This is a genomic window from Paraferrimonas sedimenticola (genome assembly GCF_002282855.1).
GTDB lineage: Bacteria > Pseudomonadota > Gammaproteobacteria > Enterobacterales > Shewanellaceae > Paraferrimonas > Paraferrimonas sedimenticola.
The window spans coordinates 527591-541150 of record NZ_NRIR01000002.1; the positions used below are offsets into that span (position 1 = coordinate 527591).

General features: G+C 50.6%; 13 protein-coding genes. 8 read left to right on the top strand and 5 right to left on the bottom strand.

The features are described 5' to 3' along the window. The first annotated feature begins 1 nt into the window (after nt 1). The 3 genes from CLC93_RS05800 to CLC93_RS05810 are packed head-to-tail and all read left to right on the top strand — an operon-like array spanning nt 2 to nt 4327. Complete coding sequence (locus CLC93_RS05800) at nt 2–3577, top strand: pilus assembly protein (RefSeq protein ID WP_095504991.1); 3576 nt, start codon at nt 2–4, stop codon at nt 3575–3577. A 10-nt stretch (nt 3578–3587) separates the two neighbouring features. After that, complete coding sequence (locus CLC93_RS05805; RefSeq protein WP_095504992.1) at nt 3588–3992, top strand: type IV pilin protein; 405 nt, start codon at nt 3588–3590, stop codon at nt 3990–3992. Next, on the top strand, nt 3992–4327 hold the full coding sequence (locus CLC93_RS05810) for a TapY2 family type IVa secretion system protein (RefSeq protein ID WP_141237347.1): 336 nt from the start codon (nt 3992–3994) through the stop codon (nt 4325–4327). The genes CLC93_RS05805 and CLC93_RS05810 overlap by 1 nt, the downstream gene beginning before the upstream one ends. Here CLC93_RS05810 and CLC93_RS05815 read toward each other — a convergent pair. Together CLC93_RS05815 and CLC93_RS05820 are read right to left on the bottom strand one after the other, a co-directional pair. Beyond that, nucleotides 4324–4824 (bottom strand): GspH/FimT family pseudopilin, encoded by a 501-nt coding sequence (locus CLC93_RS05815; RefSeq protein WP_095504994.1) that lies wholly within the window; start codon nt 4822–4824, stop codon nt 4324–4326. The genes CLC93_RS05810 and CLC93_RS05815 overlap by 4 nt on opposite strands. Before the next feature lie 98 nt (nt 4825–4922). Further along, a complete protein-coding gene (locus CLC93_RS05820; RefSeq protein WP_095504995.1) occupies nt 4923–5411 on the bottom strand; it encodes a GspH/FimT family pseudopilin in 489 nt (162 codons plus the stop codon). An 84-nt stretch (nt 5412–5495) separates the two neighbouring features. Here CLC93_RS05820 and glnB point away from each other — a divergent pair, with 84 nt between their 5' ends. Further along, nucleotides 5496–5834 (top strand): nitrogen regulatory protein P-II, encoded by a 339-nt coding sequence (gene glnB / locus CLC93_RS05825; protein ID WP_095504996.1) that lies wholly within the window; start codon nt 5496–5498, stop codon nt 5832–5834. Here glnB and CLC93_RS05830 read toward each other — a convergent pair. Continuing rightward, nucleotides 5831–6301 (bottom strand): hypothetical protein, encoded by a 471-nt coding sequence (locus tag CLC93_RS05830; RefSeq protein ID WP_095504997.1) that lies wholly within the window; start codon nt 6299–6301, stop codon nt 5831–5833. The two genes, glnB and CLC93_RS05830, sit on opposite strands and share 4 nt — an antisense overlap. 151 nt (nt 6302–6452) lie before the next feature. Continuing rightward, the gene (locus CLC93_RS05835; RefSeq protein ID WP_095504998.1) at nt 6453–7205 is read right to left on the bottom strand and encodes an outer membrane protein assembly factor BamD; all 753 of its coding nucleotides are present in this window, start codon (nt 7203–7205) and stop codon (nt 6453–6455) included. 121 nt (nt 7206–7326) lie between these two features. Between CLC93_RS05835 and rluD the strand changes: the two genes are divergently transcribed. The 3 genes from rluD (at nt 7327) to clpB (ending at nt 11697) form a co-directional block, all read left to right on the top strand. Next, nucleotides 7327–8298, top strand: coding sequence for a 23S rRNA pseudouridine(1911/1915/1917) synthase RluD (gene rluD, locus CLC93_RS05840; protein ID WP_095504999.1), 972 nt, complete (start codon nt 7327–7329; stop codon nt 8296–8298). Continuing rightward, nucleotides 8299–9033, top strand: a complete 735-nt coding sequence (gene pgeF / locus CLC93_RS05845) for a peptidoglycan editing factor PgeF (RefSeq protein WP_095505000.1) — start codon at nt 8299–8301, stop codon at nt 9031–9033. It begins immediately after the preceding gene. A gap of 90 nt (nt 9034–9123) precedes the next feature. After that, nucleotides 9124–11697, top strand: coding sequence for an ATP-dependent chaperone ClpB (clpB, locus tag CLC93_RS05850; protein WP_095505001.1), 2574 nt, complete (start codon nt 9124–9126; stop codon nt 11695–11697). A 51-nt stretch (nt 11698–11748) separates the two neighbouring features. On the opposite strand, the gene CLC93_RS05855 is transcribed toward clpB, so the two are convergent. Beyond that, nucleotides 11749–12186, bottom strand: coding sequence for a DUF4124 domain-containing protein (locus tag CLC93_RS05855; protein ID WP_169902840.1), 438 nt, complete (start codon nt 12184–12186; stop codon nt 11749–11751). 95 nt (nt 12187–12281) lie between these two features. On the opposite strand from CLC93_RS05855, the gene pssA reads away from it, so the two are divergent. After that, a complete protein-coding gene (pssA, locus tag CLC93_RS05860) occupies nt 12282–13076 on the top strand; it encodes a CDP-diacylglycerol--serine O-phosphatidyltransferase (protein ID WP_095505003.1) in 795 nt (264 codons plus the stop codon). The last annotated feature ends 484 nt before the right edge of the window (nt 13077–13560 follow it).

The window sequence follows — 13560 nt, forward strand, 5'->3', positions numbered from 1 at the left end:
CATGCGTATTCGAGCATTATTTTTTGCGAGCCTGCTTCCGCTATTGAGTCAAGTTCAGGCGGATGATACGGAGCTGTATGTATTTGAATCCTCTCAGCGCACCGGTGCTCGACCCAAGGTTCTCATTATCTTTGATAATTCAGGAAGTATGGGGGCAGTGGACCAATCCAAGTCTACCTACGATCCCGACATTGACTACGACCCGGTTCTTTCGGGCTTCTTCCAAGAGCGTGGAATTTACTGGACCGCATCTGGCATTGATAACGCTAGTATGCCAGTGCCTTCACAACCCAATGACTCTCGCCGTTTCCTAGAAGTTATTAACCTGTGTGATACCGCCAAACAGGCGCTGGACAAGCATGGTATTTATACCGGCTTTCTTCGCGAGTACAGCAAGTCGGGCAATAGCGGCAGTTGGGAGGAGTTACGAGAAAACAACGGCTTCAACGAAAATGACCTGATTGAGTGTCTAGCAGACATCCAAGAGGGGAATCCGAAAAACGGCGATCGCGATGATGGATTTCCTATCGACGGTGGCAAGCCACAGGGTAATGACCACTTTGATGTGGCCTATCAAACCGACAATCTGGGTGGGTATGAAAACAACACTAATTTCGGCAGTGGTAGCCCTGTCACCCTTTATACCGATAACTACCTATTCTGGTTTCACTCAGAGGACGATGAGGTAGGCAGTGTTCCCAAGACTCGTATGGAGCAGGCGCAACAGGTCATCTCTACCGTAGTCGAAACCACACCAGGAGTAGACATTGGACTCGCTTTATTCAATCTTAATTTCCCGTCGGACACGCGGCACGGCGGCCGAATTGTGCAGGCAATTCAACAGCTCGATTCAGCTGGACGAGCTGAGCTGACGAACAAGATCAATAAAATCAGTCCTGATACCAACACACCACTGACAGAAACGCTGTACGAGTCATACCGCTACTTGGCGGGGCTAGCGCCACACTATGGTTTTGCCGACTCGAGCTATAAAAACAATAAGTCTGGCATCGATTACAGTGTCACGGACAGTAATTATTTGCCGACCGATCCCAACTGTATTGGTGCTGATGGCAACTACATTTCGCCTTACACTGGATGTCAGGGCAAAACGTACGTCATTTTGATCACTGACGGCTTACCCACTGCTGACGAAAACGCCAATTCGCGAATCACTTCACTACCTCAGGGCGTTGGCGCTCCGTATAAAGATGACGATATCACCAGCTATCTGCCAGCGCTTTCAGAATGGATGTTTGAACACGACATCATATCGCCATCGGACAATTACGAAGACGTAGACATAAAACGCAATGTAGTGACTTACACCATTGGCTTTAGTGAAGATGCTGCCGACGCCGAAGCGCTTTTGGTGGAAACGGCGAAACGGGGCGGAGGTCAATACTTCTCTGCTAACGATTACTTAGATCTGCAAAAAGCCCTAACCGATATCTTTATCGAAATCTCCCGTGAAACAGCAAGTTTTACCTCTCCGTCAATTGCTAGTAATAACTTCGACCGCACCCAGACTTTGGACGCAGTCTACTACGGTATGTTCTATCCAAATACTGGCCCGCGCTGGATGGGGAATTTGAAAAAGCTTCGAATTCGAGGCGACGGCGCAATTGTTGATTCAAAGGGCGTCCAGGCGATCGACGATGATGGCAATATTGCCAGTCGAGCTTGCACCATATGGACACCGTCTGCGACCTGTAGCGTGCTCGCTGACGGAGGCGATGGCAACGAGGTTCACGACGGTGGTGTGGTTCACATGCTGCGCAACAATACTAACCGGACTCTTTACACTGATGCAGGCTCCAACAATAGCTTGGTGCCTTTGACTACCTCAAACCTGATTAATCGTGCTGGCAGCATCGAGGATCTTGCTGACCACATGAATATGGGGGCCGCACAAGACTTGTCATTAGAGCAAACCTTCGATGAGCAGTTGCGCTGGGTATATGGGTTTGACGTGGATGACGACAACGATGATTCATCAGTCAGTGAAATTCGCGCCGATGTTATGGGCGATCCTCTGCACTCCAAACCATTGGCAATTACCTATGGCCAAGCCGATGGAAGCTCGGATGTGCGCATCGTAATGGGTACTAACCACGGCCTGCTGCACATGTTCAAGGATAGCGGCGACACTGTGTCTGAGAGCTGGGCTTTTGCACCATACGATTTATTGCCAAATAGCGTAACATTACGCGCGAACTTTCCTTCAGGCGCGCATACCGTTTACGGAGTGGACTCATCACCGGTTGCCTATGTTCGGGACGTCAATGCTGACGGGATTATTCAATCGGATCAGGACGATAAGGTGTGGGTGTTCGTTGGCCTGCGCAGAGGCGGTAACGCCTACTATGCGCTCGACGTTACCGACCCGGATAATCCAGAGTTGCTTTGGCACATAGCAGCGGGCGACACAGGCTTCGATGAAATGGGACAGACTTGGTCCGAACCAGTTGTGACACACGTCAACGGGCATCCGGGTTTATCTAGAGCGACAGCAAAACCAGTGGTTATCGTTGGTGGTGGATACGACTCCGCAAAAGATAAAGCGGGAGCAAGCTATCAAGATACTCGTGGTCGAGCGCTGTATATTATCGACGCTGAAACGGGAACCATGCTGCACAGCTTTGGCGCTGAGGATTCAGGTGCGGTGACCGAAGTGGAGGGAATGGACTCAAGTATTCCCAACAAGGTCGCGGCACTTGATAGCAACGGTGATGGCATCACCGATCGTCTCTACGCCACGGACAGCTCAGCCAATGTCTGGCGTTTCGATATGGTTGGTGCGGACATGAGTAAGTGGAGTGCTTACAAGTTTGCTTCTTTGGGTGGAGATACAGATCCCGAGAATCGTCGCTTCTTTTCTGAACCGGCAGTGGCACAGACAGCCATGACTCGAGTTAGCAAAGTCGATGGTCAAATCGCGTTCCAAGAAAAAGCTTACGATGCGGTTGTAGTAGGCAGCGGCAATCGCCCAACGCCATTGGATACTAGCCGTAATGACTATTTCTTCACCTTGCGCGACCCCTACGTTTACAGCCGAAACATCGATGAGGATAATCCTGCACCCGACACTGTCACAATCAGTGATTTGTACGACGTTAGTTCAGCGGGTTACGACACTGTGTCTAGCGATGACGAGCAAGACAAATTGGATTTGTTGAATTCAAACAAAATGGGTTGGTACCAAGAATTCACCAAGAGTGGAGAAAAGAGCCTTTCTGGAGCCGTAATTTTGGGCGGAAAAGTCTACTTCACGTCATTCGTACCGCAGACTGAGATGGCCGAAAATCAGTGTATGTTAGAAGGTGGTGGTAGGCTGTACGTAAGGGATTTACATCGAGGAATAAACAAGCTTTCCGAACCATACTACGACATTGGGGATCATATTCCTGATACGCCTCAAGTAGTGGTACCGCCTCGCAACTCTGATGATGATGGAGATGGAGATGGAGATAATAACGGGGGTAACGACTCTCCTATTTATCTGTTGGTACCAAAACCTTTGCCGACTGGAGTAGAGATGCGTGCCCGTCGAATTTATTACCACATTGAAGAATAGGAGCGGGACCATGAAGACAGTTAAAGGCTTCACTTTAATTGAGCTGCTGATCACGGTCACTATTGTGGCGATTTTGGCATCGGTCGTGTACCCATCGTACACGGATTACGTGGCTCGAAGCGCGCGGGCAGACGCTATGGCCGTGTTGGCCGGCGCTGCGGCAAAGCAAGAACAGTACTATATGGACTATCGCAAGTACGCATCCTCCCTCACTCAAATTGGCTTGGCTAGCACGACTGACAATGGCCATTATGGCATTAGTGTTACAGCAGCCGATGGCGGGTTTACAGTCACAGCTGAAGCTACTGGAATACAAGCGAAGCGGGATGCTCGCTGTGCATCATTGAGCATGGATAACACTGGTGCCAAATGGAGCAAGGATCAGGATAACAACACATCAGAAGGATGTTGGTAATGAAAATTTGGATAGCAGTTGTATTGGCGCTATTGGTTAGCTTCAGCGCGTCAGCGGCTAAGCAACAAAAAGCCAAACAAGATTACAAGTGCGCTGTGACGACGCCTTATGGCGACAAGCTTCAGTTTTATCGCTGGCCAGTTGCTCAAAAACAAGCGCGACAAGCCAAGCTGGTGGGCACAAAGGTCAAGTTAACGCCGGGCTTACGCAAAAAAGCTACCTATACGGTTGCCGAAGATAAGTCGTACATAATGTCTGTCTATGAGTGCACCGAACTCAAATCCGAGTTTACGCATCCAATCGCTCGCGAGCTAGACGCCGGCACTCCTCGCTAATCGCAGGAGCGCCCGGCGACCTCGGCTAGCTTACTCCGCCCAGTATTCGCCACCACCACCTGGCGGCTGTACTCAGCTTTACCTCCAGGGCAAAGATTTAATGTCCCGTTGCTGCCATAAGCCAGTCCGTTGTGATCAAACTTGATCCACTTGCGATTGTAATCGAGCTTGTCCTCTTTGTGGTGTGACTTCACTTGCTGTAATACCTCGTCGCCATCGTTTAATTCCCCAAATGGCTGACTGTCAGCGAACACACTGTATCCCTTATTCCAGTCGCTATGGCAGCGCTTATCTACTAGCGGGCAAACCGTAATGGTAGCGCCGTAGAGACGCGCTTGTAGACGAGCAAAATTCAGCGCCCTGTGATGGGTCAGTTGGCTTGAGTGAGCACAGTAGTGATACTGCCACTGGCTCATGGCGGGCAGGCCAATCGCTAAGACGATGGCGGCGATGATGATGGTGACTAACATTTCGATTAGCGTAAATCCGTTGTGCATGTGTTGCTCCTTAGGTTCTAAGGAAAGCAAACACTAGCTCAGGAGAAAACGCCTGTTATGGCAGAGAGAAGTTCTGGTTACTGGTTCTTAAGTACTAGTTAGCCACAGCTGTAGTTGCCTGAAGTCAGCGAAGAGCGTCCACTGGCTTGGACCTCGACGCGTCTGGCGTTATCACTCTTACCCGAGGCACAATAGGTGAAGTTGCCGCTGGTGCTGCCGGCACTGCCATTGGCATCAAATCGAAGCGCATTGTGGGTGAAAATCAGTTTGTCGTTGCCATCAAAGGCATCGATTTTTCGAAGGACTTCGACAACTGAGCCGTCAGCCGCTTCGATGAAGACCGAGAACCCTGAGCGCCAGTTGTTGCCACAGCTGTTGTTGCTCAGTGGGCAAATGGTCACACGAGCGCTGTATGACATGGCTTGGTTGCGGGCGAACAGCACGGTGGACTGAATGCGGCTAGCAGCGGACTGAGCGCGCTGTGAATCGTACAGATCAGATAGCTTGGGAACGCCGTAGCCAATCAGCACCACGGCCACCACGATAGTGATCAGAAGCTCGATCAATGTAAATCCTTTTGTTTTCATCGCGGTACCCTGTGCGCACTTTTATTTGGTGGTGTGTTAATATCACCACAAAACGCTGCCCATGAATAGAAAAAAGGACCACAAATGAAGAAAGTCGAGGCAATCATCAAACCTTTTAAGCTGGACGATGTGCGAGAGAGCCTTGCTGAGGTTGGCATTACCGGTATGACTGTTTCAGAAGTGAAGGGGTTTGGTCGTCAAAAAGGGCACACAGAGCTGTATCGCGGCGCTGAGTACATGGTGGACTTTCTGCCGAAAGTTAAGATTGAAATGGTGATTCAAGAAGAGCTGGTGGACCAGGCGATTGACGCCATTATTGAAACCAGCCGCACCGGCAAAATTGGCGACGGCAAAATCTTTGTTAGTCCGGTAGAGCGAGTCATTCGCATCCGCACCGGCGAAGAGAACGAAGACGCGGTTTAAACCATCTGAATCGCGTATAGGATAAAGCCGCGTACCTGCTGCGCGGTATTCTCCGGGTCCAATTGCCAGTTCTCAATGATTAGTTGATGTTCTGATTCAGACTCTTCATCAACGGCGAAATCCAAGCGCAAGTCTGTGTCGCTGACGTAGCCGTACACAAGCCCTTTGTTCCATTTCTCGATTTCATTTTGCGAGTGAACCCCGAAGTCGGTTTCTTCGCCAAGTAAATTCAACATGTTCTGTAGGGGTTGTAGGAGCGGATCCTCGGCCAGCCAGAGCATGCTAATTGGGACCTGATCGATCACCAAATGGTGACTTAATTGGTTATTACTAATTTCGTTGAGGCGTTTAGCAGCGCTGTATTTCTGGCTATTCCACACTGACAGAATTACCGCAATTAAAGTACCGATAATCAAACAGGCGGTCATCAGAGCTAGCGCTTCGCGTTGTCGAGTGAGTTGATTCATCCGGAACAATTGTTTGGTAATAATTAACAGTTAGTATCACTTTAGTCCCGATTAGGTTGCAAGAATGTATCTGTACTTTTGGGAGCTGAGTCGCGACGAGGGCACAAAAAAAGCGCCAAATGGCGCTTTTTTCCTCTAGCGTTTAAAACGGTTACTCGCCCGATTCAAAGTTGAGGCTATATACCTCTTGAGCGTGTTGCTGCAGGGTTTGCTGGCCTAACTCGCCATAACCTTCAATCATGATTTCTAACGCGCGCTTGGTTGAATCGCTACCTGGGTAGGTCTCCACGACCAGCTGAGCACGGTTAACTGCCGCAGAGAAAGCGTCCATCTTCATGTAGTACTCGGCCACTTGAATCGAGTAACGCGCCAAGCGATTGCGAAGTTCTAACATACGCTGACGGGCGTCTTTTACATAACGGCTGTTTGGATAGCTGATCAACAACTTCTCAAAATCGGCAAACGCTTCTCGAGCATAAGTTGGGTCTCGGTCGGTGCGGTCGATATTGAACATGTCGTGGAACAAGTAGCTGTCTTGCTGCATGTTCACCAGACCACGCATGAACTGAACATAGTCAGTATCTGGGTGGGTTGGGTTCAGGCGCAGAAAGCGGTCGATGTTCGCCAGCGCATTCGCACTGTCGTCCAGCTTGTAATAGGAGTAAATCAGGTCCAGTTGTACCTGAGTCTTGTGCGCGCCAAACGGATAGCGCGAATCAAGCGCAGATAGGGTCTGCACGGCTTTGGTAAAGTTGCCTAGCTCCATTGAAGTACGAGCTTGCTTATACAGGGCTGTGGCCGACTGTTTTGACAGCTGAACTTCGTCAGAATCAGAGCTGGCGCAACCGCTGATAATCAGGGCGAACAGGCTAATGGCGGTTGCTTTAACTAATTTGCTTCTCATGTTTCGAACTATATTTTCGTTTTGTTTTAAGAATTCTGGGGTTTAACGCTAAACTATGCGGATTCGATTGTACCACTTGGTACAGGTATTACGACCCCAATTGTTATAAAACGGTTCCCCCATGTCGCAAAAGATTCGGCTACAAGCAGAAGTCGCCCTAACACAAACCGGCCAGCGTTTAGATATGACGCTGGCGGAACTCTTCACTGATTACTCCCGTTCACGCATCAAAGAATGGATTCTGAACGGCTGTGTTCGAGTGGACGGTCAGCAAGTGACCAAGCCTCGTGAAAAGGTGGCCATGGGACAAGAGTTGTCCATTGATGCCGAGCTTGAAGAGGAAGTTCGCTCTGAGGCGCAGCCAATTGAGCTAGACATTGTCTATGAGGACGACCACATTCTGGTGATCAACAAACCTGCTGGATTGGTGGTCCACCCTGGTGCAGGCAATGCCGATGGCACAGTGCTTAATGCGCTGTTGCACCATGTGCCGGGGATTGAAGCCGTGCCAAGAGCGGGCATTGTGCATCGCCTCGATAAAGACACCACAGGCTTAATGGTGGTGGCCAAAACCGTTCCGGCACAAACGCATTTGGTTAGCGCTTTGCAGGCCAGAGACATCACTCGTGAATACCAGGCGGTAGCCATTGGCTCCATGACAGCCGGTGGTTTAGTGGACGAGCCGATTGGCCGCCACCCAACCAAGCGTACTCACATGGCAGTGGTTGCCAGCGGTAAGCCTGCGGTCACTCACTATCGCGTCGAAGAGAAGTTTCGCGCGCACACTTTGTTGCGTCTGCGACTTGAGACCGGGCGTACCCACCAGATTCGCGTGCACATGGCGCACCTAAAGCATCCTTTGGTCGGCGATCCTGTCTATGGTGGCCGCCCACGCCCGCTAAAAGGCGCCGAAGACTCCTTGTTGCAAATCATGCGCGGTTTTCGCCGTCAAGCGTTGCACGCGACCATGCTGGCGTTAGACCACCCGATCACAGGTGAGCCTATGCAATGGCACGCGCCAACCCCTGCTGACATGCAGGAAGTCATCGAAGCGTTGCGCGCAGATACTCAAGCCAACCCGCTGGATTACTAAATGCGTTTGCTGCAACCGGATTGGCCAGCGCCTGACAATGTGAAGGCCATTGCGACGACTCGCATTGGCGGGCACAGTCTGGCGCCGTTTGACGGTGCTAATTTGGGCATGCATGTACATGATGACCCACAGGCGGTTCAAGCCAACCGTAATGCCTTAGTTGAAGCAGCCAATTTGCCGCAAGCGCCCTTGTGGTTAGAGCAGGTGCACGGTGTTGAGGTGGTCGCCCACCCCGAGCAATTACCCCTCGCGCCGCCAGTGGCTGACGCAGCCTTTACTAAGACAAAAGGGCAAGTGTGCGCTGTGATGACCGCCGATTGCTTGCCGGTACTGTTTTGCGACGCTCAAGGTCAGCAAGTGGCTGCAGCGCATGCTGGTTGGCGTGGACTGGCCGCCGGTGTACTCGAGCAAACCCTTGCGAAATTTGAGCACATTCCTCAAGTGATGGCTTGGATTGGTCCCGCCATTAGCGCTGACGCCTTTGAAGTCGGTGTCGAGGTACGAGAGACTTTCATCGCAGCTGATTCTAATGCCGACAAGGCGTTTCGCCAGAGTCACAAGCCCGGTAAGTATCTAGCAGATCTGTCGCTACTGGCCGAGCAACGCCTGCGAAGCGCTGGTGTCAGCCAGATAGTTCAAAGCCGCTTGTGTACCTTTAACGACCATCAACAATTCTATTCTTATCGACGCGACGGGCAGACAGGTCGTCAGGCTTGTTTAATCTGGCTCGACTGAGGGATTTTTCTCAGCCCCATTGAAAAGCACAAAAAATGACCCCATTTAAACAGTAACCAAGATTTTAGTTACTCGATTTTAGGGGGTTGTATGAGACAGGATCGGTTAACCACCAAGTTTCAAAGCGCCATTGGCGATGCCCAATCATTAGCTATTGGCAAAGACCATCAATACATAGAACCCGTGCACCTGTTGTCGGCTTTGCTGGATCAGCAGGGTGGCTCTGTGCGCCCAATTTTGACCTTAGTGGGTGCTGATATGAACGCCATTCGCTCGGCGGTGGCGCAAGGGTTAGATAAATTGCCTCAAGTCTCCGGCACTCAGGGTGACCTGCAGGTGTCTCAAAGTCTGATTAAGTTGTTTAATCTGTGCGACAAACTCGCGCAGCAAAAGCAAGATGCTTACATCTCGTCAGAAATCTTTTTACTAGCGCTACTGGACAGCGGTGGCCCTTTGGCCAAGGTGCTTGAGTCCGCCGGTGTGGGCAAAGCCAAACTAGAGCAGGCCATCGACAAGGTGCGCGGCGGGCAGAAAATGGATGATGCCAATGCCGAAGAAACACGTCAGGCGTTAGACAAATACACCATAGATCTGACCGAGCGCGCCGAGCAGGGCAAGCTCGACCCTGTGATTGGTCGCGACGAAGAAATCCGCCGCACTGTACAAGTGCTGCAGCGTCGTACAAAAAACAACCCTGTGTTGATTGGTGAACCTGGGGTCGGTAAAACCGCCATCGTCGAAGGCTTGGCCCAACGCATCATTAATGGCGAAGTGCCCGAAGGTCTTAAGAACAAACGGGTGTTGAGTTTGGACCTAGGTGCTTTGTTGGCCGGAGCCAAGTATCGCGGCGAATTTGAAGAGCGCTTAAAGGCGGTACTCAACGAATTGGGCCAAGAAGAAGGCCGTGTGATCTTATTCATCGACGAGCTGCACACCATGGTGGGTGCGGGTAAATCCGACGGCGCCATGGACGCGGGCAACATGCTTAAACCTGCCTTGGCGCGCGGTGAGCTGCACTGCGTTGGTGCCACCACATTAGACGAGTACCGTCAGTACATAGAAAAGGACGCCGCACTTGAGCGTCGCTTCCAAAAAGTACAGGTGGGCGAGCCCAATGTGCAGGATACTATTGCCATTTTGCGCGGTTTGAAGGAACGCTATGAGCTGCATCACCATGTAGAGATCACCGATCCTGCAATTGTGGCTGCTGCCAGTTTATCCCACCGTTATATATCGGACAGAAAACTGCCGGATAAGGCGATTGACCTTATCGATGAAGCGGCGTCTTCGATTCGTATGCAAATTGATTCCAAGCCCGAGCCGCTAGACCGTCTCGAGCGCCGCATCATTCAGCTAAAGCTCGAACAGCAAGCCCTGGCCAAAGAAAGCGACGATGCGTCGCGCAAGCGCTTGGCGGATCTCGAGCAGTCTTTGGCTGAATTGGAAAAGGAATACGCCGAACTCGAACAAGTCTGGACCCAGGAAAAAGCCGCCTTGGCCGGCACTCAGCATTTAAAAGCCGACCTTGAACAAGCTCGGTTGGATATGGATGTGGCCAAGCGCGCGGGCGATCTGACCCGCATGTCAGAGCTGCAATACGGCAAGATCCCAGAACTCGAGCGCCAAATCGAGGCGGCGGCAGAGCTTGATATGCAAGACATGACCTTGTTGAAAAACAAAGTTAGCGATGCCGAGATTGCCGAAGTACTGGCGCGCTGGACCGGCATTCCGGTTAGCCGCATGCTCGAGAGCGAGCGCGAGAAACTGTTGCGAATGGAAGACGAGCTACACGCCAAAGTCATCGGTCAGAACGAAGCGGTTGATGCAGTGGCCAATGCCATTCGCCGCAGCCGAGCGGGACTAGCGGATCCAGACCAGCCGATTGGTTCCTTCTTGTTCTTAGGCCCAACCGGTGTGGGTAAAACCGAACTTTGTAAAGCGCTGGCGGGATTCATGTTTGACAGTGAGTCGGCCATGGTGCGTATCGACATGTCTGAGTTCATGGAAAAGCATTCGGTGGCGCGTTTAGTGGGTGCACCTCCAGGCTATGTGGGTTACGAAGAGGGCGGTTACTTAACCGAAGCGGTTCGTCGCAAGCCCTATTCAGTGATTCTGCTGGATGAGGTAGAAAAGGCCCACCCAGATGTGTTCAACATTCTGCTGCAAGTGCTGGACGATGGTCGTTTAACCGATGGCCAAGGTCGCACGGTTGATTTTCGAAATACCGTAATCATCATGACCTCTAATCTGGGCTCTGACATTATTCAGGAGAATTTTGGCGAGTTGGATTATCAAGGTATGAAACAAGCGGTAATGCATGTGGTGTCTAACTCGTTTAGACCTGAGTTCCTAAACCGCATAGATGAAACCGTGGTATTCCATCCATTGGCCAAAGACCACATCGAGTCGATTGCCAAAATCCAGCTGGCTCGCCTGATTGAGCGTTTGGCGGAAAAGGACTATCTGTTGGAGCTAGATGATGCGGCTGTGGCCCAGTTGGCCGAAGCTGGTTTCGACCCGGTTTATGGTGCACGACCATTAAAGCGTGCGTTGCAAATGGAGTTAGAGAATCCACTAGCCAGTGCGATATTGTCGGGGAGCTTGCTACCAGGCAAACCGATTCGAGTTGTCGGAGGCGACAGGCTCAGTTTTGAGCAAAGCTAACCATAACAAATGCCAGCGTCATGCTGGCATTTTTGATTTCGAGCTAAGCGTTTATTTGAGACAGAACTTGTCGATGCGTTGTTTAGCTTGTGCAATACGGTTTTGACGTTCGTCTTCGCTAATCACCACAAGCGTGCCATCTTCTTTTTTCTCTCGAAGTTTTCGATAGCTTTGCATCACGTCCAGATCGTATTGCGCGTTAGAGCACAACACCTTGGCTTGGGCCAAGTTGATATTCTCAATCTCTTCGTTGGTCGGGGCCGCGTCTTGCTGTTTCTGTGGATTGTCACCACGTCGGTAAAAAGTCACGCCAGGGCGGTTGTAGATGTGAGAATCGATCTTCTCATATTCGCCGTTTTCAGGGGGATGCTCGCCGTAGTGAACTGTGCCTTCTTTATCGATCCATCGATAAACTATCTGTGCTTCGACCGAGAAACAGGCCAAAGTCAGTAGGCAAGTCATTAAGGCAGCTAAGATTTTTGTCATCATCACAGAGTCCATTGTGCCGATAGAGATGAAGTCGCTTATGGGTTTATACTACTGCAATCTGATTAAAATCCAAACGACTAATTTGCAGTTCAATCATGACCAAAATAGACCCTAACGATCCGGTTTCGCACAAGAAAGGTATCTACCTGCTTCCCAACTTGCTGACCACTGCTGGCCTGTTTGCTGGCTTTTACAGCGTGATTGCTTCTATTAATGGCCGCTTTGAAGCGGCGGCGATTGCTTTGTTTGTCGCGATGATTTGGGATGGCCTTGACGGGCGAGTGGCGCGCATGACCAATACCCAGAGTGACTTTGGCGCCGAATACGACTCGATGGCAGACATGGTTTCCTTTGGGGTAGCCCCTGCTTTATTGGCCTATAACTGGGGTTTGAACGAGCTGGGCAAGATAGGTTGGTCGGCAGCCTTTATCTACACCGCTGGTGCCGCACTTAGGTTGGCCCGCTTTAATACTCAGGTGGGTATTGCAGATAAAAGGTATTTCCAAGGATTAGCTAGCCCGGCGGCCGCGGCGTTAATTGCCGGTGGTGTATGGTTGGGCAGTGATTATCGCCTAGATGGACACGACATCTCGTTCTTTGTAGCAATGCTAACTGCTGCAGCGGGACTGCTTATGGTGTCCAACTTCCGCTATTACTCCTTTAAAGATGTGGATTGGAAAGGCAGAGTTAACTTCTTATCAATGTTAGCGCTGGTGGGTTTGTTTGTGGTGGTGTCTTTACAGCCCGCCTTGGTGCTGGCCAGTGTATTTTTGTTGTACGCACTGTCAGGGCCTTTTCAAACCATTCGAGGCGTACACAAGCTCCGACAAGACCCCTCAGCCTCTGAGAACAAACAAGAGCAGAGTAAAGAGAGCGACAATCCGAAGTAGGTATTAGTCGCCACTCTTCTTTTAAAAAAGGTTCAAATATCGACTGGAAAGCGTGTGGAACTGGACTAGACTTAGTAATCCGAGCGAAAAACCGGCAAAACAGACGGTTTTGAGCTCAGATCGAACAAAAGATCGCCAAGCGATCTTTTTTCTTGAAAAAGGGGTTGCACGGAAAATTAAGCTCCCTATAATGCGCATCCACTGACACGGCAGAGCGGCATCACAACGGTGATTGCAGCGGGTTTTAAACCACCGAGTCAGCGGCCAAAAAGCGGTTTGAAAAAACTTTTCAAAAAGCGCTTGACGGCCAAGGGGAAACGCGTAGAATACGCAGCCCTGACCAAGCAAACGGTCAAATGTTCTTTAACAATTTATCAAGCAATCTGTGTGGGCACTCCGTTGATTGTGTAAGTATCCAAAACGATATTTAACTCAATGTAACGAAGTGAACATATAGCTTATGTCAATACATAACGTATATTTA

Bases quoted from the DNA above. Each gene is read 5' to 3' on its own strand.
- CLC93_RS05815 (WP_095504994.1), bottom strand. From the start codon at position 4,824: ATGCACAACGGATTTACGCTAATCGAAATGTTAGTCACCATCATCATC.
- CLC93_RS05800 (WP_095504991.1), top strand. From the start codon at position 2: ATGCGTATTCGAGCATTATTTTTTGCGAGCCTGCTTCCGCTATTGAGT.
- clpB (WP_095505001.1), top strand. From the start codon at position 9,124: ATGAGACAGGATCGGTTAACCACCAAGTTTCAAAGCGCCATTGGCGAT.
- CLC93_RS05805 (WP_095504992.1), top strand. From the start codon at position 3,588: ATGAAGACAGTTAAAGGCTTCACTTTAATTGAGCTGCTGATCACGGTC.
- CLC93_RS05820 (WP_095504995.1), bottom strand. From the start codon at position 5,411: ATGAAAACAAAAGGATTTACATTGATCGAGCTTCTGATCACTATCGTG.
- CLC93_RS05810 (WP_141237347.1), top strand. From the start codon at position 3,992: ATGAAAATTTGGATAGCAGTTGTATTGGCGCTATTGGTTAGCTTCAGC.
- pssA (WP_095505003.1), top strand. From the start codon at position 12,282: ATGACCAAAATAGACCCTAACGATCCGGTTTCGCACAAGAAAGGTATC.
- rluD (WP_095504999.1), top strand. From the start codon at position 7,327: ATGTCGCAAAAGATTCGGCTACAAGCAGAAGTCGCCCTAACACAAACC.
- glnB (WP_095504996.1), top strand. From the start codon at position 5,496: ATGAAGAAAGTCGAGGCAATCATCAAACCTTTTAAGCTGGACGATGTG.
- CLC93_RS05830 (WP_095504997.1), bottom strand. From the start codon at position 6,301: ATGAATCAACTCACTCGACAACGCGAAGCGCTAGCTCTGATGACCGCC.
- CLC93_RS05835 (WP_095504998.1), bottom strand. From the start codon at position 7,205: ATGAGAAGCAAATTAGTTAAAGCAACCGCCATTAGCCTGTTCGCCCTG.
- CLC93_RS05855 (WP_169902840.1), bottom strand. From the start codon at position 12,186: ATGATGACAAAAATCTTAGCTGCCTTAATGACTTGCCTACTGACTTTG.
- pgeF (WP_095505000.1), top strand. From the start codon at position 8,299: ATGCGTTTGCTGCAACCGGATTGGCCAGCGCCTGACAATGTGAAGGCC.